This window comes from Paenibacillus sp. J22P169 (genome assembly GCF_059691995.1).
Genome location: NZ_JCAUAO010000001.1, coordinates 1,214,141 through 1,235,840 on the forward strand (window position 1 = coordinate 1,214,141; position 21,700 = coordinate 1,235,840).

General features: G+C 45.2%; 21 protein-coding genes. 8 read left to right on the forward strand and 13 right to left on the reverse strand.

What is annotated here, in order from left to right; translation table 11 throughout:
• Window positions 1-195 precede the first annotated feature (195 nt).
• The 3 genes from AC58QG_RS05680 to kamA all read left to right on the forward strand — a co-directional run bounded on the left by AC58QG_RS05680 (window position 196) and on the right by kamA (window position 3,781).
• Entirely contained in the window at window positions 196-1,644 is a 1,449-nt protein-coding gene (locus AC58QG_RS05680) for a sigma-54 interaction domain-containing protein (RefSeq protein ID WP_497361126.1), read from the forward strand.
• Between the two features lie 170 nt (window positions 1,645-1,814).
• Window positions 1,815-2,234: a hypothetical protein gene (locus AC58QG_RS05685; protein WP_497361127.1), complete on the forward strand. Its 420-nt coding sequence runs from the start codon at window positions 1,815-1,817 to the stop codon at window positions 2,232-2,234.
• Window positions 2,235-2,380: 146 nt separating this feature from the next.
• Complete coding sequence (kamA, locus tag AC58QG_RS05690; RefSeq protein WP_497361128.1) at window positions 2,381-3,781, forward strand: lysine 2,3-aminomutase; 1,401 nt, start codon at window positions 2,381-2,383, stop codon at window positions 3,779-3,781.
• A 391-nt stretch (window positions 3,782-4,172) separates the two neighbouring features.
• Here the strand turns inward: kamA and AC58QG_RS05695 are convergent, their stop codons facing one another.
• Genes AC58QG_RS05695 through AC58QG_RS05725 form a run of 7 tightly spaced genes read right to left on the reverse strand, consistent with a single transcriptional unit; the run spans window position 4,173 to window position 11,334 of the window.
• Entirely contained in the window at window positions 4,173-5,591 is a 1,419-nt protein-coding gene (locus tag AC58QG_RS05695; RefSeq protein ID WP_497361129.1) for an aldehyde dehydrogenase family protein, read from the reverse strand.
• A 35-nt stretch (window positions 5,592-5,626) separates the two neighbouring features.
• On the reverse strand, window positions 5,627-6,988 hold the full coding sequence (gene gabT / locus AC58QG_RS05700) for a 4-aminobutyrate--2-oxoglutarate transaminase (RefSeq protein WP_497361130.1): 1,362 nt from the start codon (window positions 6,986-6,988) through the stop codon (window positions 5,627-5,629).
• Window positions 6,989-6,990: 2 nt separating this feature from the next.
• Window positions 6,991-8,280: a peptidase gene (locus AC58QG_RS05705; protein ID WP_497361131.1), complete on the reverse strand. Its 1,290-nt coding sequence runs from the start codon at window positions 8,278-8,280 to the stop codon at window positions 6,991-6,993.
• 47 nt (window positions 8,281-8,327) lie between these two features.
• A complete protein-coding gene (locus AC58QG_RS05710; RefSeq protein WP_497361132.1) occupies window positions 8,328-8,990 on the reverse strand; it encodes a 3-oxoacid CoA-transferase subunit B in 663 nt (220 codons plus the stop codon).
• Window positions 8,957-9,685, reverse strand: a complete 729-nt coding sequence (locus tag AC58QG_RS05715; RefSeq protein WP_497362789.1) for a CoA transferase subunit A — start codon at window positions 9,683-9,685, stop codon at window positions 8,957-8,959. The genes AC58QG_RS05710 and AC58QG_RS05715 overlap by 34 nt, the downstream gene beginning before the upstream one ends.
• Complete coding sequence (locus tag AC58QG_RS05720) at window positions 9,685-11,037, reverse strand: aspartate aminotransferase family protein (protein WP_497361133.1); 1,353 nt, start codon at window positions 11,035-11,037, stop codon at window positions 9,685-9,687. The genes AC58QG_RS05715 and AC58QG_RS05720 overlap by 1 nt, the downstream gene beginning before the upstream one ends.
• A 33-nt stretch (window positions 11,038-11,070) precedes the next feature.
• A complete protein-coding gene (locus AC58QG_RS05725; protein WP_497361134.1) occupies window positions 11,071-11,334 on the reverse strand; it encodes a YokU family protein in 264 nt (87 codons plus the stop codon).
• A gap of 190 nt (window positions 11,335-11,524) precedes the next feature.
• Here AC58QG_RS05725 and ablB point away from each other — a divergent pair, with 190 nt between their 5' ends.
• Window positions 11,525-12,382, forward strand: a complete 858-nt coding sequence (gene ablB / locus AC58QG_RS05730) for a putative beta-lysine N-acetyltransferase (protein ID WP_497361135.1) — start codon at window positions 11,525-11,527, stop codon at window positions 12,380-12,382.
• Window positions 12,383-12,406: 24 nt separating this feature from the next.
• Here ablB and rpoN read toward each other — a convergent pair whose 3' ends face one another.
• Window positions 12,407-13,714, reverse strand: a complete 1,308-nt coding sequence (gene rpoN / locus AC58QG_RS05735) for an RNA polymerase factor sigma-54 (protein ID WP_497361136.1) — start codon at window positions 13,712-13,714, stop codon at window positions 12,407-12,409.
• Window positions 13,715-14,150: 436 nt separating this feature from the next.
• Between rpoN and AC58QG_RS05740 the strand changes: the two genes are divergently transcribed.
• A complete protein-coding gene (locus AC58QG_RS05740; RefSeq protein ID WP_497361137.1) occupies window positions 14,151-15,188 on the forward strand; it encodes a stalk domain-containing protein in 1,038 nt (345 codons plus the stop codon).
• 14 nt (window positions 15,189-15,202) lie between these two features.
• Here AC58QG_RS05740 and AC58QG_RS05745 read toward each other — a convergent pair whose 3' ends face one another.
• Window positions 15,203-16,054, reverse strand: coding sequence for a P-loop NTPase family protein (locus tag AC58QG_RS05745; protein WP_497361138.1), 852 nt, complete (start codon window positions 16,052-16,054; stop codon window positions 15,203-15,205).
• A 22-nt stretch (window positions 16,055-16,076) separates the two neighbouring features.
• Complete coding sequence (locus AC58QG_RS05750; RefSeq protein WP_497362790.1) at window positions 16,077-16,394, reverse strand: cupin domain-containing protein; 318 nt, start codon at window positions 16,392-16,394, stop codon at window positions 16,077-16,079.
• A gap of 286 nt (window positions 16,395-16,680) precedes the next feature.
• Between AC58QG_RS05750 and AC58QG_RS05755 the strand changes: the two genes are divergently transcribed.
• Window positions 16,681-16,866, forward strand: coding sequence for a DUF6954 family protein (locus tag AC58QG_RS05755; RefSeq protein ID WP_497361139.1), 186 nt, complete (start codon window positions 16,681-16,683; stop codon window positions 16,864-16,866).
• A gap of 117 nt (window positions 16,867-16,983) precedes the next feature.
• Here AC58QG_RS05755 and AC58QG_RS05760 read toward each other — a convergent pair whose 3' ends face one another.
• From AC58QG_RS05760 to AC58QG_RS05770, 3 genes are read right to left on the reverse strand one after another with little or no spacing between them, the layout of a single operon-like run.
• On the reverse strand, window positions 16,984-17,904 hold the full coding sequence (locus tag AC58QG_RS05760) for a metal ABC transporter substrate-binding protein (protein ID WP_497361140.1): 921 nt from the start codon (window positions 17,902-17,904) through the stop codon (window positions 16,984-16,986).
• A 1-nt stretch (window position 17,905) separates the two neighbouring features.
• On the reverse strand, window positions 17,906-18,787 hold the full coding sequence (locus AC58QG_RS05765; RefSeq protein ID WP_497361141.1) for a metal ABC transporter permease: 882 nt from the start codon (window positions 18,785-18,787) through the stop codon (window positions 17,906-17,908).
• Window positions 18,733-19,440, reverse strand: coding sequence for a metal ABC transporter ATP-binding protein (locus AC58QG_RS05770; protein ID WP_497361142.1), 708 nt, complete (start codon window positions 19,438-19,440; stop codon window positions 18,733-18,735). The genes AC58QG_RS05765 and AC58QG_RS05770 overlap by 55 nt, the downstream gene beginning before the upstream one ends.
• A 282-nt stretch (window positions 19,441-19,722) precedes the next feature.
• Between AC58QG_RS05770 and AC58QG_RS05775 the strand changes: the two genes are divergently transcribed.
• Together AC58QG_RS05775 and AC58QG_RS05780 are read left to right on the forward strand one after the other, a co-directional pair.
• Window positions 19,723-20,721 carry a permease gene (locus tag AC58QG_RS05775; RefSeq protein ID WP_497361143.1) on the forward strand — a complete coding sequence of 333 codons (999 nt, stop codon included), beginning with the start codon at window positions 19,723-19,725 and terminating at the stop codon, window positions 20,719-20,721.
• A gap of 13 nt (window positions 20,722-20,734) precedes the next feature.
• Window positions 20,735-21,697 (forward strand): TIGR03943 family putative permease subunit, encoded by a 963-nt coding sequence (locus AC58QG_RS05780; RefSeq protein WP_497361144.1) that lies wholly within the window; start codon window positions 20,735-20,737, stop codon window positions 21,695-21,697.
• Window positions 21,698-21,700 lie beyond the last annotated feature (3 nt).

Below are 21,700 nucleotides of genomic sequence, written 5' to 3' on the forward strand. Positions count from 1 at the left end.
CTCTTGTTTTGTTTGTATATTTTTCCCAATTTATCAATTAAAAATTCTTCTTTAATCCAAGGGATTTTTTATTTATTAGCCCCGTATTTCTTAACCTGTTCAATGGACAGCATGTCACTTGTCATTTTCCAAAAAGTGAAATCATAAGCTGTTAATTGAACCACAGAACCATTCTTCGTGAGGCGGGTGAACATAATGTCCGAGCAGAACGATCATGGCGCAAAGTATTTCGAGAACATGCTGAATATCATCGATGTCGGTGTTCACCTGATTGATAACAAGGGAATCACTATTTTTTATAATGAGAAGATGGCTGAAATGGATGGTTTTAAGCGCGAGCAAGTTGTAGGAAAAAACGTCTTCGACCTCTTTCCTTCCCTCACAAATGAAACGAGCACCTTCATGAAAGTACTCCAGACAGGGATTGAACTGCGAGAGAAAATCCAGACGTATGTGAGTGTGACGGGGAAACGAATCACGACCATTAATAGCACGTATCCGCTCATGGAAAACGGCGAAATCATCGGTGCCTTAGAAGTGGCCAAAGATATCACTAGTATTGTTCATCTCCATGATCAAATCCTAGATCTTAGGCATCAAATCTATGAATCACCTTCAAAAGATAAAAAAAATACAAGTACAGCCCGCTACCATTTCAGTGATTTAATCGGGCAAAGCGAATCCTTCCAGCAAACCATCGCCTTCGCCAAAAAGGCATCACGTACGAGCTCGCCTGTATTACTATCAGGACCTACCGGCACCGGGAAGGAATTATTTGCCCAAAGCATACACAATGCCGGAGCCCGTCGAAGCAAGCTGTTCATTGCTCAAAACTGTGCCGCAGTTCCGAATGAACTGATGGAAGGGATTATGTTCGGTACGGCCAGAGGTGCATTTACTGGAGCTATTGATCGTGCTGGTTTATTTGAGCAAGCAAATGGTGGAACGCTTTTTCTGGATGAGTTGAACAGCTTGGATTTATTTCTGCAAGCCAAATTATTGCGCGTTCTGCAAGATGGGCTCGTTCGTAGAGTCGGGGGTAGTCATGAACAACAAGTCGATGTACGTATCATCACGGCGATGAATATCGATCCGAAAGAGGCGTTAGCCAAAGGACTGCTGCGAAGTGACCTTTTTTACCGACTCAATGTCGTGAATTTGCACCTGCCACCGCTTGTGCACAGGAAAGAAGACATTCCACTCCTCACTTCTCACTTTATTGAAAAGTTTAATCTGATGTTTGGCATGAAAATTATAGGTATTTCCGCATCTGCTTTGGCATGCTTAATGAACTATCATTGGCCAGGCAATATACGAGAACTTAGTCATGCTATCGAATCCACCTACAATATGATGGAGCTGGAATGTGAACAGATTGAAGACATACACCTCCCTGCTTATCTCATGGGAAATTCAAGCTTAACCTCGACACATACATTTCCAACTGCGATGTGGCGTGAAGAGCCGGAGTCCTTCACTACTGGTAGGTTAACTGATAAAGTGAAACAAATGGAAAAGGAAACAATTACGGATGCGCTAGCCTTCCATCAATATAACATCACGCTCACCGCGCAAGCGCTAGGCATTAAACGGCAAGCTTTACAATATAAATTGAACCGCTACGGCATTGTGAGAAAGCCTTAATTGTCAATTGAATACTAGGATTCTACTCATCCCCCATACTTCCTCAAGAAAGATTACAAAACGACAACGGTTTTCGAGCAACATCACTCTCCAAATCCTTTACGATATGAAAAAGGATTCATAGAGTTACTAGTTACTCTATGAAATCCATCGTTAAAGGAGGAAGTAACGTGGCAAACCAAATAATCAGTGATGAGGAATTGATGCTTCTGCTATCCCCCGTTTGCAATACAGCTACTAATGAATCACATTTGAAACCCAAGCTTACAATGAAATTACTATTCGAACTTATAAAAAAACTCAAAGAAGAGAATATGATTTTAACGAATCGTATGACTGAATATGAGCGTAAAATAGAAGAATTGCTTGAAAGTAAAAGCGAGGTCGCCAGCACCTTAGAAGTATCCATTCTCGAAGAACATGTTAAGACAACTGCAAATGTATCTGAGCCTATTTCCATTACTCCGATGAATTATCTAGTCCCTCGCTCTATACGTCATCCTGATCAAAGGAAAAGTCCGATGTGGTTCTTATTCGTGAAGTCGTCGATCCGATTTCTTTTTCGGCGTCGAAAGGGATATCTCTTTTAAACGATTGAAGCCACATGAATATGCCAATTTGCTCAGCTCAAGTCTATAGACTTGAGCTTTTTTTCATGCTCAGTTTAACACATTGAAATGTTGGCATCCTTTTTGCATCTTACTATACATAAGAAGACATCCATGCTGGAGGTGCAATGATGGAACGACGTGACTGGAAGCAAGTTGATCTTTGGAAAAATGTGACAGATGAGCAATGGAATGATTGGCTTTGGCAGCTGACCCATACCATTCGTACTTTAGATGATCTGAAGAAAGTAGTGAATCTTACCCCTGAGGAAGAAGAAGGTGTTCGCATTTCAACGCAAACGATTCCTTTAAATATTACGCCTTACTATGCATCTTTGATGAATCCTGATGACCCGCGATGCCCGATTCGCATGCAATCTGTCCCTATTTCCGCTGAATTGCTGAAAACCAAATACGATCTCGAGGATCCACTTTTCGAGGATGAAGACTCCCCTACCCCAGGATTGACACATCGCTACCCGGATAGGGTGCTATTCTTGGTAACGAATCAGTGCTCGATGTACTGCAGATACTGCACGCGTCGTCGTTTCTCCGGCCAGGTAGGTATGGGAGTTCCCAAGAAGCAATTGGATGATGCGATCGCTTATATCCGTAATACACCTGAAGTGCGGGACGTTCTACTATCGGGTGGAGATGGTTTATTAATTAACGACAATATTTTGGAGTATATTCTGAAAAATTTGCGGGCGATTCCTCATGTTGAGATCATTCGGATCGGCACCCGGGCTCCAGTTGTTTTCCCGCAGCGAATTACAGAGCACTTGTGCAATATTATCAAGAAATATCATCCTGTATGGTTAAATACGCATTTCAATCATCCATTGGAAATCACGGAAGAAGCGAAAATCGCCTGCGAAATGCTAGCTAACGCCGGCGTTCCGCTAGGCAATCAATCTGTGATCTTGGCTGGTATCAACGACAGCACCTATATTATGAAAAAGCTCATGCATGATCTAGTGAAAATACGTGTACGTCCGTACTACATCTATCAATGCGACTTGTCTGAGGGTATCGGTCATTTCCGAGCCCCTGTCTCTAAGGGTCTTGAAATTATTGAATCCCTCCGCGGCCACACTTCTGGGTATGCTGTACCAACGTTTGTTGTCGATGCGCCAGGCGGCGGTGGGAAAATTGCGCTGCAACCGAACTATTTAATCTCGCAGAGTCAAGATAAGGTCATTCTGCGCAATTATGAAGGTGTTATCGTCGGTTACCCTGAGCCGAAAAGCTATGTACCTGGCCGGGCCGACGAATATTTCAATGAGATATATGGCATTCAGAAGCAGCCAGAGAGCACGGGCATTATTGCACTTATGAAAGATGAAAAATTTAACTTAGTGCCAGAAAATTTGCGCCGAATCGGTCGACGGAAAACGTATCAGGAAACACCTGAGCACATGTCGCTGAAGGATCGTCGGCCGATGAGGGATGAAATGAAGGACAAATTGATGAAAGCACAGCATAAAGAGAAAAAAGCGAATGCAACAACAGAGGTGCCTGTTGAGTGATGGATTTTATGTAGTTAATGCGTGGAAATGTCCCCGAATGCGCAAGAATCGGCGGCGCTCTAACGCGAGCCAGTTGAGTAGATGGATTTTATGTAGTTAATTTAGCCAAAATAACCATTCTTAAGTAAATAACTGGATTTCCTACAGGTAAACTTGCGTCATCCCTCCCAAAGGCGACCAATTGGCTGAAATAACTGGATATTTTCCAGTTAAATTACAATTTCGTGGAAATCGCCTGAAATTAGCTGTAGATTTTACAGTTAGTTTGGTGGCGTATGTGTAACTTAGCTAAAAAGGCACCCGAATCGGGTGCCTTTTTCTACGCGGCATGTAATTTCATCGCAATCTCAGGGATAAGTGAACACACATCCCCCTCGCAGCTTATGTGCGCTTACTTTTTAAAACAAATCAATTTCATCTCCGTCAATTCACGTATCGCATACTTTACACCCTCACGCCCCGTTCCGCTCTCCTTCACACCCCCATACGGCATATGGTCTACTCGGAAGGTGGGAATATCATTAATCATGACACCTCCTACCTCTAGAGCTTCTGCTGCCGCAAGCGCAGTTCGGATATTTTCTGTGTATATGCCTGCTTGCAGACCGTATTTGGAGTCATTCACCTGACGAATGGCTTCCTCGATCGAAGAGACTTTATTAATCATCACGATCGGAGCAAATACTTCTTGGCACGAAACGCTAGCCGCAGAAGCAACATGAAGCAAGACGGTCGGGTGAACAATATTCCCCTCTCTCTTGTTGCCAGTCGCGACAGTCGCGCCAAGTTGTTCGGCTTCTGTGATCCACTGTATTGCACGATCAGCGTCTCGAGAGCCGATTAATGCCGACACCTCCGTAGCGGCCTCCAACGGATCTCCTAATTGAAGCTTCTCTGTCTGCTGCACGAATTTGCGGACAAATTCATCGAACAGCTGCTCATGTACATAGATCCGCTGAAGCGAGATGCACACCTGACCTGCATAGGAGAATGCCCCTGTAACCGCCCTAACGATCATTGCATCCACATCAATCCCTAGATCCACAATGAGAGCTGAATTGGAACCTAATTCTAGGATGACCTTTTTCAAGCCAGCCTTATTGCGGATAGCAAGGCCTACTTCAGGACTTCCCGTGAAGGTCACAGCCTTAATTCTTGCATCTCTAACCAATAGGTCCCCAATTACGCTTCCACTGCCAGTAACTACATTGAAAGCTCCTGCTGGTAGACCCGACTGCTGCAAAAGCTCCGCCAAATATAAAGCGGTCAACGGCGTTTGGCCAGCTGGTTTCAAGACAATCGTGTTGCCAGCCGCAATGGCTGGGCCCACCTTATGCGCAACCAGATTCATCGGAAAGTTAAAGGGTGTGATGGCCGCCACCACACCCAAAGGCTGATGAATCGTATACGCCACACGACCCTCACCTCCAGGAGCCGCATCCATAGGGATCGTTTCTCCTTGAATTCGCTTCGCTTCCTCAGCTGCAAACTTGTAGGTTGCAATCGTCCGCTCTACCTCTATTCTCGCTGTAGATATTGGTTTAGCGGCTTCAAGCGCAATCAATCGGGCGCACGTTTCCTTATTCTCGCGGATCAATGCAGACAGCTTCTCGAGAATCGCTGCCCGTTCATGCGCAGACATTCCTGCCATGACAGGTCTTGCTCGTTCAGCAGCAGCAATCGCAAGTTCTACTTCGGCTGATCCCGCAAATGGGATCTCAGCGATTTGTTCTCCGCTGTAAGGTGAGAATAAGGGGCGATACTCGTTCGCTTCCACCCATTTTCCATCGATAAATAGTTGCTTTCTCATCTTGTACTCCCCCCTTTCACATAGGTTCAAGAACATTATTCTTGTTTGAGACACGTCTTAACTGCCTGCTCTAGTACATCCAATCCCTCCGTAAGCTGCTCATCCGAAATGACCAGTGGACTTAGTATACGGATCACATTCCCGTAAATGCCTGCCCCCATGATGATAACGCCACGTTGATGCGCTTCCTGTAATATGCGTGTCGTAAGCTCTTTATCTGGCTTCTTCGATTCCTGATCCTTGACGATCTCAATTGCACTCATCGCGCCTAATGTACGCACGTCCCCAATGCAGCCTACTTCCTGTTGCAGCCGCAGGAACCGCTCGCTTACGGCTGCCCCAATGGAGACCGCACGTTCAGCCAGCCGTTCTTCCACAAGCATATCAATGACTTGTAAAGCAGCCACACAACCGAGCGGACTGCCTCCGTAGGTTCCACCGATTTCACCGATGCCTGGTGCGTCCATAATTTCTGCTCGTCCAGTCACGGCACTTATCGGAAGCCCAGCGGCAATTGATTTGGACATGGTCATTAAATCCGGTACAACGCCGAAGTGTTCCATCGCAAAGTTTTTCCCTGTCCTTCCGAACCCTGTCTGCACTTCGTCGGCAATAAACAAAATTCCGTATTTTTCACAAATCGCCTTCACGCCTTGTACAAACCTAACAGAAGGGATCACAAAACCCCCTTCTCCTTGAACAGGTTCCATGATAATCGCTGCAACCTCTTCACCTGGCACCTCAGCAAGGAAAAAATCCTCGAATTTCTGTAAAAGTTGATCATCTACTTCAGCTTGTGACAACCCTGAGGGAGCTCGATAGTAATAAGGATAGGGCATTTTGTACGTATCTGGTGCAAAAGGACCGAAGCCGTTCTTATAGGGTTTAACCTTGCTAGTTAGCGACATGGCCATATAAGTTCTACCGTGGAAGCCACGCTCGAAAGAAATCACTGCTCTTCGTCCCGTATATTTGCGGGCGATTTTCACCGCATTCTCAACAGCCTCCGCGCCGCTGTTCAAGAAGAACGTTTTCTTCAAATGATCGCCAGGTGTCAACGCATTGAGCTTCTCAGCCAAGGCCACATAAGGTTCATACATCATGACATGAAAACAGGGATGCAAGTAATGATCCAACTGGGCCTTCAGCGCTTCCACCACTTTTGGTGGACAATGGCCAACATTTAAGGAGCCGATTGCACCTGCCAAATCAATAAACGTATTCCCGTCGACATCCGTCAGAAGTGCCCCTTCCCCTTTGGCCGCAAACGTAGACACCGTATTGAAAGGACCTCGTGGAATACTCGCTAAGCGACGTTCCAACAACAATTGAGCCTGCGGCCCCGGAATCGCTGTTTTCATCTCAATATACTTCGTATGTTTTGAATTTCGATCCATCCTTATGCCTCCGTTCCCTCCAAACCACACCAATGAATTAAGGTCAATGCGATAATCTCAGCCACTTCGAATACATGTTCCAACACGATATGCTCGTTCGGATAATGGGCGACTTGTGTGATGCCTGGGCCAAAAATGATACAAGGCGTTTCACCAAGCTGCGTAAGCAAACCACCGTCAGTTCCCCATGGTGATGCTTCAATCGTGGGCTCTTCCTGTTTAACCTCTTGGAATTGCTTCATAAGCACCTTCATCAAAGCGTGCTCAGGATCAACGCTGCCCGGGACCCACTGTGCACCGAACCATTCCACACTAGGCGGATGCGATTCGAACCAAGGATCTTTCGCGCGAATACCGGCCATCCAACGGCACATTTCCTCTTTAGCCGTTTCCAACGTTTCCTCCGGCGCGACGCCCATTCGTCCTTCCAGCTTCACTGTATCCGATACAGACGAAGGCCAATTCCCCCCCTGAATGACACCAATATTAATTGGGATCGGAATCGGATTATTGGCGTACAATGGATCCACGACTCGCGCATTTCTAAGCTCCTCAAGCTCACGAATATGCTGGATGACAGTCATACTTTTCTCAATCGCACTCACGCCTTCATACCTCGTTCCCCCGTGAGCCGAACGCCCTTTCACCTCAATTCGGAACCACATGGAGCCCTGCTGCTTAGGGAATATGCGCAAATTGGTAGGTTCGGGAATGAGCGCCGCATCCGCCCGATAACCTCTGACAATAGCGGCCAGTGTCCCTGCTCCGCCACTTTCTTCTTCAATGACACTTTCGAAAATAACATCGCCTTTCAACTTAATTCCGAGACTCTGAACAGCCTCGATAGCCATAAGCAGAGAGACGTTTCCACCTTTCATATCCGTTGCCCCGCGCCCATATAGCTTCCCATCCATGATATGGCCGCTAAATGGATCCTCCTGCCATTGCTCCCGGTTCCCTTCTGGGACGACGTCCATGTGTCCATTAAGCAGCAGTGAGCGCCCCCCGCCTGCCCCCTTCAAAACACCAACAACATTAGGACTGCCCACAAAACGGTTTCGTGGGGAACAGAAATAAGGATGCGTCGCTAGCGCCTCTCCATCCGGCTCCCAAATGTCCACGTCGAGCCCCAACTCCCGCAATTTAGCGCCAATGAGGAGCTGCGCCTCCTGCTCATGGCCCTGCACACTCGGAAGCCTTACCAGCTGCTGTAGAAATTCGATGCTTTCCTTGCGATGAAGCCTGATCCAGTCGTGAATTTTCTTTTGCAGCTGAGCATTCTCATTGGACAAAGGAAATTCCTCCTTCCGGGTGTAGCCAAACACGTTTTAACCACCATCTATGGAATGTAACTAATGTTGTCCGGAATAAGTAAGGCCGCCTCCGTATGATGGATAACCTCCTCAACCGTATAAGGCAGCATGATTTCTTTCAAAACCAGACCCTGCTCCGTAACCTCCATCACAGCCATTTCCGTAATAATCAATTTCACACAGGCCACCGCTGTTAAGGGTAAGTCGCATTGCTTTTTAACCTTAGACTCCCCCTGCCGGTTCACATGGTTCATCAGAACGATGACTTTTTTGGCTTTTTGCGCAAGCTCCATCGCTCCTCCGATCCCCGCCACCCGCTTTCCTGGTACAATCCAATTGGCCAAATCCCCACGCTCGCTCACTTCTAGCGCCCCAAGAATTGTGATATCGATACAACCTCTGCGAATCATGGCAAAAGCAATGGCGCTGTCGCAGTAGGAAGCACCGCTAGCTATTGTGATGGGATATCCTCCCGCATTGCAGAGAAATGCATCTTCTTCCCCTGATAGCGGCGCGCCTCCTGCGCCCAATATGCCATTCTCCGCATGAAAAACAACATGAATACCTTCTGGAACATAATCCGCAACCTTCGTTGGGATCCCGATCCCGAGATTGACGGCCATGCCGTTCTGTAGTTCTTGAGCAGCCCGCTTCGCTATTCGGTCACGGGTTTCTTTTCCCATACCCATTCCCACGTCACCCCTCTGCTCAAAATCACCATATCTACGAAAATGCCCGGTGTGACAATACTTTCGGGGTCCAACTCACCAAGTGGAACAATCTCATCGACTTCGGCAATCGTTATCTTTCCGGCCATGGCGACGAGCGGATTCAGATTTCTACCGCTTTTATCATAGATGAGATTCCCGTACGGATCGGCTTTTTTCGCATGCACAATGGCCACGTCTGCCGTCAGAGCTGGTTCTACCAGATAGGTTTTATCGTCGATGGAAACGGTCTCTTTTCCCTGCTCCATGATCGTTCCGACGCCGACATCCACTAAGATCCCGCCAAGTCCAACGCCGCCAGCTCGAATTTTTTCACAAAGCGTACCTTGCGGGTAAAAGACGACCTCCATGGTTCCCTGCTCCATCATTTGACCAGCGTTAGGATTAGAGCCAATATGAGAGGCGATCACCTTCTTCACACGACCTGCGGTAACTAAACGCCCAATACCGATATGGGGAAATCCTGTATCATTGCCAATGAGAATTAAATCCTTAACACCCTTTTGTAAAACCCCCTCAATTAACGTTGGAGGCGTACCGATACCACCGAATCCTCCGAACATTAATGTGCAGCCATCGGTAATCGAAACAAGTGCTTCTTCTACAGTTCTAACTTTTCCAACTACGCCCCCAAGTGCATGTTCTTTTGGCACCATCATATCTCCTCCAATGCGGATGGGGTAAGCTCAGCCATGACTTCCCGAATGGATGTATCCAAAATCCGCACAAGCTGGTCGATTTCCTCCTCGGTTATGACCAATGGCGGGGCGATGATAATGGCATCCCCTTCGCCATCGACCGCACCTGCAGCAGGGTAAACGAGCAACCCCTTCTGAAAGGCATTTGCAATGATCCGAGAAGTAACACCTAACCCAGATGGGAACGTTCGCTTATCGGTCCGATCAACTACAAATTCGATTGCCAGCAGCATGCCTAGGCCCCTTACATCGCCGATGCTCGCGATCCCATCAGCCATTTGCCGTAACTTGCCCATCAAATAGTGGCCTTTGCTCTCTGCAGCGACGACTAGCTGATGCTTCTCAATATAGGCGAGTACTGCCAGTGAAACAGCCGCTGATTGCGGATTGGCACTATACGTATGGCCAGACATGATACTTTTGGATCCCTTCAAAATAGGAGCCATCACATGATCTTTGACAAGCGTTGCTGCCATCGGCGTGTATCCAGCGCTCATGCCTTTCCCTAAAGCCATCAGATCGGGTTCAACTCCAAAGTGCTGCATAGCGAACATAGCCCCCGTTCGGGCTATACCCGTCATAACCTCATCCGCGATGAATAAGATCTCATTCTGATCACAGATGGCCTTAATTTTCTTGTAATAGCCAACTGGCGGAACAATCGCGCCGCCTGCGGCTCCAATGATCGGCTCGGCAATGAATGCCGCAATATGCTCAGCACCGATGCGCTTGATTGCCGTTGCCAAATCATCTGCACACACTAAGTGGCAATCCGGGGAGGTTAAGCCGAATGGGCAGCGGTAGCAATACGGTGGAGCAACGACTGGATAGTCTTCTAATAAAGGGATAAATCGTCTTCTTCGCAGAACATGACCAGACATTGAAAGTGCTCCTAATGTGATGCCATGATAGCTCATCCGCCTTGAAATTACTTTATTCTTGCCTTGTCTCCCTTGTTCTTGCCAGTGCTGGATGGCAATCTTCATCGCCGTTTCGGTAGCCTCGGACCCGCTGTTCACGAAGAAGGTCCAGTAATCGTTGCCAGGAGCTTCGTTGCTTAGCTTCTCTGCCAGCTTCTCGGCGGGTTCGCTGGTAAACTGCGACCGATAAACAAAAGAAACTTTGTTCGCTTGCTCAAGCATAGCATCAACGATTTCTTGGACCCCGTGTCCGATTCCCGCTGTCACGGCTCCCGAGCAACCGTCTATATAAGCTTTGCCTTGATCATCGTATAGGAAAACGCCTTTCCCATATTGAATGGTGGGATAATGGTGATCCAAAACCGGCTTAATGATATGCTCCCGCTTCATAAGGCACCCCCACTGGTCACATTCGTTTCGGTTTTATTTGAGAAACATATTCTTTATGCGCGGAGCCTTCATCAAATCTTCATAGCGAAATGCGGTTCCTAGCGCGGATACATCATGCCAGTAAAGGGTCTCTTCGATTCGCTGTGCAGTGCTTTCTAATACGTAAGTACGGCAGGAGGCGCACTCGATCGCGGGGACTCCCAATATCTGAACCGCTAATCTCCCATCTGGCATGATCCAGTAGCAGTCCTTTACACTTTCTCGAATGTCTTCCCTATCACACCACATGCAATTCATATGCATCCGTCCTCCATCATATGGTATAGAACATTCTCGCGACGATCTGTTAATCATGCAAAATAGATGCCAACTTTTCGTTAAATGGGTATATGCTCCCCTAGCAGGTAAAATGTGCGGGAAAAGCTGCCGGATTTTTGGCAGTTGTCACTTTTTTTGCAGCAAAATGAGGAAGTAAGGGGGATGCTGGATGCCAAGTGATCTGCCAACCTATACGAATCATGTAGTCAATGGTACGGATTATACGATCATGTTTTGTCTTGATGGTAGGAATAAAAGATTACGGGTGGATGATTATCAGGGGAATATCGATGCCATTTACACGCGAATCCTTGAAATCGCCAAATCACATGCTTTGACCAAAATATTTATCAAATCACACGAGAAGGACTGGCAGTCTTTTTTATCGAAGGGCTGTATGCTGGAGGGAATTTATAAAGGATATTTTAATGGCAGCGACGCTTACTGCATGGCCGTCTATGATGACCTGGAACGGAGAACCAGCGATTATTGGATGGAAGAAGATCGCATTCTTCAGCAGGTTCACACTCTCCCTCTTAAGTCTGATCGACCCTTAGTACCGGTTCAATTTACACTGCGGATAGCTCGTTTGGAGGATGCAGATCAGCTCTCCCACTTATACAGTCACATTTTCCAAACCTACCCCACTCCGATGAATGATCCGCTCTATGTGGAGAAAACCATGCACGAGGGGACGATTTATTATCTCGTCGAATCCCAAGATCAACTGGTTAGCGCTGCCTCTGCTGAGATCAATTCGGTCTATGCGAATGCGGAAATGACAGATTGTGCGACGCTACCCGCCTATCGTAATCAAGGACTCATGCGACTTCTAATGCATGCTTTGGAAGATGAATTGATTATGCGGCACATTACCTGCGCTTATTCCTTATCTAGGGCGCTTTCCTTCGGTATGAATGCCGTATTTTACCAGATGGGCTATCGCTATTATGGCCGACTGACGAAAAATTGTGATATTTATGATAAATATGAAGACATGAACTTGTGGGTCAAAACGTTAACATGATCCCCCATTCTCCATGTATTCCAACTATATGCGTTTCCTTCGCACAGAAGAAGAAATTCCAAGCTCTTCTCTATATTTGGCTACCGTCCTACGAGATATATGAATGCCTTCCTGCCTCATAAGATCAGCCAATTTTTGATCGGAATACGGCTTACCAGGGCTTTCGTTGTTGATCCATGCCTTCAATTTCATCTTAATATGTTCGGAGGATGCAGAATCACCCATGTCCATTTGCAAACCAGAGGGAAAGAAATATTTTAGTTCAAAAATACCCCATGGTGTTTGAGCATACTTCCCCGCCGTAGCGCGGCTGACTGTTGATTCGTGCACCCCCAATTTATCAGCGATCTGCTTTAACGTCATTGGTTTGAGATGGGTAGTTCCATGCCAGAAAAAATCGGCTTGCTCCTCCACAATGGCTTGCGTTACTCGGAATATGGTCTTTCGTCTTTGCTCCAAACACTTCATGAAGAACTTCCCGGCATGTAATTTACCTGAAAGAAACTTGGCTGCTTCATTATTCTCAGTGTTCTCTCTGACCATTCGTTCATAATCACTATTAACCGAAAGTCTTGAAGATGTTGCTTGATGCAACAACACAACGAGTTGTTCGCCTGCCTTCTCAATGATCACCTCGGGAATGATATATTGAATAGCTTCTATATGAAAGGCTGCGCCAGGTCTAGGATTCAATCCTTTGATCACATCGATCGCAGCCTGAATTTCCTGTGGAGACACTTGCAGGTTCGTCGCTAATTTAGGAATGCGGTAAGCAGCAACATCCTTTAGATGGCTGCGAATTAACAGTGAAACTAACGGAAAGCATTCTGACAGAGACTGTACCTGAAGCAACAGGCATTCATGTAAATCTCTTGCTCCTACGCCGCGGGGCTCAAAACTCTGTAAAATACGTAATGCATACTCTGCATGGGTCGTATCCACCTTACAAATGTCAGAAATCTCAGGCAAGTTGGCTCCAAGATAGCCATTATTGTCCAAATTGCCGATCATGAAGGAGACAATTTTACGAATGGCTGGCGGTATTTTTTTAACAAAACTCAACTGCTCCTTTAAGTGTCTTTCCAAGGATACATCGTTCGAGGCGGCATATAGCAACGGGTCAAATATAGGATCATTACTTTCGATTCTTCGAAAGAACCTAGGAGTGGCGTTAGATAGTTCCCATTCGTTTCCGGCGAATTCCAATACGGGATTCTCCGCTAACTCCTGCTGGACAACCTCTTGTAATTCTGGCGTCGAGAGTTTGAGGATCATGATTGCTTTGCGAAGCTGAGGGGTTATCCGCAACTTTGCCGTTTGTTGTTGGAACATTCCGTAGCCTGGGCGCATGTGGATCACCCCTTTTCGTTGTTGCTTCTATATGTATTCAATGTTGACAACTTTTAAGATAATCTGTGTATATTGTCTCAGGGGAGCGGACATAATAATTTATGACGGTGACGCAGTGGTGAGGTGTTGTGTCGCAGACAATTTACACAAGGGAAGTTGTTATTGAATCCATATGGAGGCGAGGAGATGTGCCGCATTCCACTTACTGTAGTTTCAATACTGCAATGATGTGATGAGGTAGTGACCTAGCGAAGTAAGGTTCAAGGCAAGAGTACCATCAAATCTACTCACCGTCGAAGAGGACTCCGAAAGGAGTCCTCTTTTCTATTTCCATATATTAGTCTCTAAATTACGGACTTAAGGTATATATTTTCAACGAATTATATAGGAATTATCAGAAAGTAAGAGGTATATCTACATGAGGATAAAAAATGGATTCCTTCAAGGTGCGAAGATTACGATATTAAGCATAATTCTACTTCATGGGACGTCTGTACAAGCGGCCGAGAATGTCTCACCTTCCGTGTATTTGGATGGACATCCGTTGTCCTTTCAGACTCCTCCCGTTATTGAAAATGGCTATAGCCTCGTTCCCATGCGTGCCCTTTTTGAGGCAGAAGGTGCTAAAATCTCTTGGGATGAGAACACGCGAACTGTTACTGCCGTGAAAGAAGGCACTACCGTTACCTACCAAATCGGAGACATGTACGCTTATAAAAATAAAGAACGGCTAGAACTGCCCCTACCCGGCAAAATTATCGATGGATCTACCATGATTCCCTTACGATTTATTAGTGAAACGCTTGGCAATCTTGTGAAGTGGCATGACTACTCCCGCTCGATTACGATTTCATCCGTTCACAACTATGAAACCACAATTCAATATGGCGTCAACTTGCGCGACACGCCAGAAAAAGATAACGATACCCACATCCTTCGAATGATTCCGAAAACAGAAAAGGTTCACGTCATTCGAGAAATCAACTCGAATTGGTTGGAGGTACAAACTCAAGACGGTACAATTGGCTTCATCTCTGCTGCTTCGATGTATACCGATTACACGACCGCGGCTTTGGCTGCGAAGCAAGCGGATGCGATAATTGCTTTCGGGTCTCAATTTATGGGAACCCCCTATGAATTCGGTGCCGCGGCTGGTCAAACTAACACGTTCGATTGCTCTTCTTTCGTGCAATATGTCTTTGACAACGTATTGTCCATTGATTTGCCGCGAGTTTCCTACGACCAAGCGCTGAAAGGGAAAGAAGTCGGGATTAACGACATTCGTAAAGGGGATCTCCTATTTTTCACAGCTCGCGGGCTCGATATCGGTCATGTAGGCATTTATGCGGGAGATGGTAAGATCCTTCAAACCTATTCGAAAGAGCTTGGCGTTCATATCACTGCGTTCGATGAGAAATGGAAGAAGCGTTTTGTCACGGCCAGGAGATTATTCTAATCGGTTGAGCTATGTTAGTTTGGCAAGTGGGCCTTCAACATTTGAACTAATTCTGATTTGTACAGGTTAAGATCGAAAGCGGAATTGTTGACTCGTACTACCTTTACCTGTAATGGGTCCAGCAATTCTTGCTCCAATGCAGATCTCGCTTTTAGTACCTGTAAAGTTCCTTCTAGTCCAGTGCAGCCTCTCGCTTTGCCATAGCCTTGATTGGTGTAATAATGAATAAAACCATTTGACCATTCTGTGGATCTTTCATCAACGGCTTTACGAAACGAAAAATCCAGATCGGTTTGCTCTACATAAATCAATAGTGGATGTAATGGGGCTATGATTGTGGCTAGATTCTTTATCTGATCGATAACCTCTTCTCTCTTAGCATCATATTTGATCATCCCCAGCGTCACAGGATTTTGTATAAAGCAGCACTCAAATATATATACGATCTCGCTGTTTCTTGCCTGTTCCGTGAAATGTTTCCATCTCTCTGCTATCAATTGATTGCTCAACGTCAAAGGTAATTCATAGATGTCATGTTGATGAAATGAGCTGGATACTACATCAGGAAATTGTAGATCTAGCTCATTTTCAATTTTCCGATACGGTAAGAAATAACGATTTCCTTGTTCTACTACACGTTCCTTGCATATTGCTTTGACATCTTGTGTGCAAGCTGCCATGACATTTTCAAATTCACTTTTGGTAAAACAAGCTACTCCCTCATAATCAGCGGGATGGTCCAGATTACCTTCCATAAATAACTTGGCCTTAACGTTCATTTCCTGCAAAATATCAAAGATTAACTGTGCAGTCGTTGATTTTCCAGAGCCTGGTAATCCTTCAACGAGTATTAGTTTTGACTTCATATTCAAGTATCCCCCACATTTTCTAGCTTCCGTTGATGATATTGTCCCCTTTTTCAAAACAAAGATTAACTGTTCTTCCATTAGAACGCGTTCGATGCATGACGTTCTGGGGAATCGTAAACACCTCACCCTGTTTTAAAACAATAGTTTGGTCTTCGAAATCGATGATTAATTCCCCTTCCAATACAAGAAATAGCTCATCACAGTCTTCATGCTTATGCCAATGAAATTCGCCATCAATGACAGCTGCCCGCAAAACATGGTCGTTAATTTCGCTGACAACAAAGTTAGTATACTCGTTGATGTGCCTAGTGGCCTCCAAGAGATTGATCTTTTTCATTTGTCCAAGTTTCATAATTCTCTCACCTTTCGTTACAATATGAAATTAGTGATAGCCGTCTAGATAGCATTCTACTAATAAGCGTATAATCTGTAAAACGAATCTTTTGAATCGCACCAGCACAACCCTATCTGGATGAACAGAAGCTATTCATGATTCCCAGTGACTTTCAAGTCGAAATTCCCAAATTTCGGGTTTATGCAAGTTATTTAACGGATAAAATAGACCACACTAGCATAAAGCTAGGCTTAAACATGCTTGGCATGAATTAATCCGTTTGGAGGGAATGAAGATTAAACTTGTTCTTGGTTTTGTCATGTTCGTCTTGTACGCACTGGTAACCTTATTTGGGTTAGGCCCCGTGTTGTTTGCTGACGGCAGTCTGACTGAGCGAATGGTCACGCTAGCTGTTGTGATAATCATCTATCTCGCATTAACGATCATTACTTATCTCATTTTCCGGAAAAAATAAAGCCACGCCCGTGAAAGCGATCAGGGGTGCGGCTTTATTTTAAACGTAATTATTACGTATATATGTCAAATAAAAAGCAAACTTTGGTTTGCAGCACATCACGCTATTCAATAATTGCTATTCTTCTAATGCCTTCTTCAGTGCGTGGAGGTTGTTCGTCATAACGCCTATGTAATCTAAGTTTTTCTTCTTATCCTCTGCCGTTAATCCTTCAAGTGGATTCAGCACATCCGTTGTGGCATTGATTTCTTTGGCAATCGTAGTCGCAACCTTCGGATCCACTAACGTTTCAAAAAAGATCGTTTTGACTTGCTTCTCCTTCGCAAATTGAATAATATCCGCCATTTGGTCCGGTGCTGGTTCTTCTTCAGGTGACAGACCTGCGATGGGAATTTGCGTTAAGCCATACGCTTTGGCCAAATATCCAAATGCCGCATGTTGGGTGACAAACTCTTTGTGTTTCACAGTCGCAAGGGTTGCTCGAAACGTTTCATCAAGTGCTTTAAGCTTACCGATAAATGCATCAGCTTGCTTCCGATAATCATCTTGATGAGCTGGATCCGCATGAATCAGACCTTGTGCGATAGCTTCCACTTCTTGTTGAGCTAAAGTGGGGTCTAACCATACATGCGGATCCAAGTCATGGCCATCTTCCCCTTCTTCTGCTTGCAAACCTTGCATAAGATCAATCCCTTTACTTGCTTCAATGACGACACGCTTCGTATTCTCTGCGCTGTGCAGGGCCTGTTCTGCCCAACCTTCCACGATACCATTGTAAACAAATACATCGGCTTCCTTCACCTTTTTCATATCCTTGGCGCTAGGCTCCCAATCATGTGGTTCTGAACCCGCTGGAATTAACGCAATGACATTTGCATGATCACCAGCAACTTGCTTCGTGAATTCATACATCGGATAAAAACTTGTCACGACGTTGAGTTTACCATCGCTTGAGACGGGGTTAGATGTACATCCGGCCAAACATACAGCTGCTATAGCAGTAATTACAAGTGATTTTGTTACAAAAAATAATTTCATTCTAAAATTCCTCCTGATAGGTTTGAAATAATGGTAAGGAAACCTTATCTTCAACTATTGCTTTGTTTGTTGTCTTTCGAAACCGCACAATCACTTTCTGAATACTTAAGCCTACGATAAGTACGAGCAAGAGCATCATCGCTATCGTTCCTCCAGGCGGCGTACTGAAAGAATAGGAAGCGGTAAGTCCTGAAAACACCCCCAGTAATCCCACCCCTATTGCGATTAAAATGGAAGCCGTAAAACTAGGCGAAATGCGTATCGCTAAGGCAGCTGGCAGTACAATGAGTGATGAAACGAGAAGCACCCCAACAATGGGCATAGCCGCTGAAACAATCATCCCCGTAAGGACACTAAAGCCTAGGGATAGCCATTTCACTGGAATACCATTCGCTCTCGCGGTATCTTCATCGAATGTGATTTGATACAGTTGGCGACGGAAAAGAAAGAAAAATAGCCCGCCAATTAACGCCACACAGAACATAAGCACAAGCTCTGTTTCATTCACAGCTACAACAGACCCGAATAAATACGCGGATAAACCTTTGTTCATACTTGGACTCAGACTCATCATAATAACGGCCGACGACAGTCCGCCAATCATAATAATGGCGATCGAGATTTCACTATAGGATTTATAGGACCTCCTCACGTATTCAACAAGGACAGCCCCTAGTGATGCTACGACAAAGCCAGCCAATGTAGGATGGATATGGATTAAAGCACCTCCAGCCACACCGGCTAACGAAACGTGAGAGAGCATATCTGCCATTAACGCTTGTCGGCGCAGCATCAAATATACGCCTAGCACCGAAGCAATGATTGCTACTAGCCCACCGGCACAAAATGCCCGTTGCATGAAGTCGTAGTGCAGCATCTCCATCCGCCTTCCTCCTTTCTCTCTAATTCAATAACTCTGTCTATGTACGGAGTCACTTCCTCCAAATTATGAGTGACCATAACAACTGTTCTGCCAAGTACCTTCACTTGATAATGCATGAGTTGATACAAGCCTATTCGGCTTGCCTGATCCATCCCTGTTGTCGGCTCATCTAGTACTAGCATATCCGGCTCTTGCGTTAGTGCTCTAGCTAGGCAAATCCGCTGCTTCTGTCCACCTGACAGCTCGCCGATTCTACGCTTGCGCAAATCCCACATGCCCAATTGGCGGAGGGCTGCTTCGGTCACGGCATCATCTTCTTTGCGAAGCTTGCGGAGCCACGGTCCTCGGGCAAATCTTCCTGATTGTACAAACTCCCAGATGTTACTTGGGAATCCACTATTGAATGCCGAGATCTGCTGTGACACATAGCCCACTCGCAGTTGTTCTCCTTGCTTATTCGTCGGTGACAAGAATCTATGACCTTTCCATGGTTCAATCAGGCCCAACATGAGTTTAAGCAAAGTTGATTTAGCCGCTCCATTGGGACCAATCACTGCTACGAATTCGCCAGACTGAATGTCCATTTGTGCATCTTGGATACAGGGCATATCCGTATATCCGAACTCCACCTTATGCAAGGAAGCAATTAACATATCCATCAACTCCTTCTCGATAAATTAATGCGTAAATTTTACGATTGTGACATAGAATGAATTCAAAAGAAGATCGAATGCTTTCTATCGGAATTCAACCAGAACTTTTCCAATCCGCTTTTATTAATAGTAAAAATTACGTATTACACCAAGTAATATATCTTTCTTTTTCCACCCTGTCAATATCATGCTTGCAAGAAATGCCATCTTCGCTTATCATTTTAATCGTAAATATTACTTTTAATAACATGAACAATAAGATCATTTAAGGAGTTACCAACCATGTTAAGTAACGTATACCGAACAAGTATGTCGGTTCTTACAACGCTCTGTTTCATTCTCATTGTACTTCTTTTCAAAGAAATTGATTTCTTGTACAGCTTTTTTACCGTTGAGCACCTGCAATCCTTTAAGACCCTATTCATTAGCCTTATCCTAGAAGCATTACCGTTTATTTTACTAGGTGTCCTGCTGTCTTCTCTGCTTCAAACGTTCGTATCTGAGACAACGATTCGCCGATTTATTCCCCGAAACCCTGTACTAGGTATACTCTTTGCTTGCCTGTTAGGCATTCTTTTCCCTATGTGTGAGTGTGGCATGATTCCGATCGTTCGCAGATTTATCCTGAAAGGAATGCCAATCTACATCGCTGTCGTCTTCATTATTGCTGGCCCCATCCTTAACCCCATTGTCTTTGCGTCTACACTTATGGCATTCCGCAATCAACCTGCCATCGCCTATTCTCGAATGGGACTAGCTTTCATGGTGACCATGGTGATCGGGTTGATTCTTTATCGGTTAGTAAAACATAGTCCTTTACGAATCGCTCAAGGTCATCACCACCACCACCATCATCATCGTCAGCAGCACAGTGGTTTTTTAAATAAAGTAACGACATTTTTCGTTCATTCATCTAATGAGTTTTTTGAAATGGGCAAATTCCTTGTCTTCGGCGCCCTGCTAACCGCACTTATTCAAGTCTTTATGCAGCGAGAAAGTCTGCTTGCCATTGGGCAAGGCCCCATTTCTTCTCACTTCTTTATGATGGGTTTGGCCTATGTTCTTTCTATCTGCTCGACCTCAGATGCTTTCGTAGCGTCTTCCTTCCAAACCTCGTTTACCTCAGGTTCCTTGCTAACTTTCCTTGTCTTCGGGCCAATGCTTGATTTCAAAAGTACACTTATGTTGCTTTCGGTGTTTAAATCCAGATTTGTCTTGCTATTAGCTCTTTTAATTTCTTGCATGGTTCTTGTTTGTTCATTGATTTTGGAACATATTTAGGGGGGAATTCGTTTTGAATTACATTCAAGTAACTAGCTTTCATCATTTCTTTCGCACACTAATTTTGCTTGGATTTTCTAGCTATATTGTTGTCCTAACAAAATCCGATTCACTGCAGCTGTACATTGCCCCGCGTATGATGATTTACGTCAAAATGGCATCTGTTCTGTTGTATATCCTAGCTTGCTTTCAAGGTTTTATGGCATTACGCGCCTATTGGGGTAAACCAGTAGCCTGTGAATGCAGTCCGCCGGTTACTCGTTCAAACCTAAGAAATATGGGGGCCAATGGACTTCTCATTTTACCGCTAGTTCTCGGCTTCCTTCTTCCGGACACAGCTTTAAACAGCACGATGGTTGCAGCCAAGGGGATTAATCTTTCCGCTGCGACATCCAGTTTGGCTAGTCCCCGAGTAGAGCCCTACAATCTGTCGAGCTACTCTAAACCTGCCACTAGCAGCCCAACATGGCGGGCCACACAACCTGATACTCCACAAGTTACTATGTCAGAGTCTGATGTCGAGCAATTATTTCAAGCTCCTGATGAATGGAATGAGGATTTTGCCAAGATGGGTGTCATTCTTTATCACAAGGATCGTATTCTTGTTGAACCCGACATCTACATGGAGATCCTATCAACGATTGACCTCTTCAAGGAAAACTTTATTGGTAAAGAAATTGAATTAACAGGCTTCGTGTATCGCGAGGATAAAATGAGGACGAACCAATTCGTTGTTGGTCGATTTGCGGTGAGCTGTTGTTCAGCGGATGCATCGCCTTACGGGGTTTTGGTAGAGTTCCCTTCAGCGCAAACTTTCCCACAGGATATGTGGGTCAAGGTTACGGGAACAATTCAAAATGGGAACTACAAGGGCAACGAGATTTTCACGATTGCTGCCTCCCAAATCGAAAAAATTACGGCGCCAAATTCGCCATATGTTTACCCCAATTTCGAACCACTTTCGGTACTCAAATAGTTG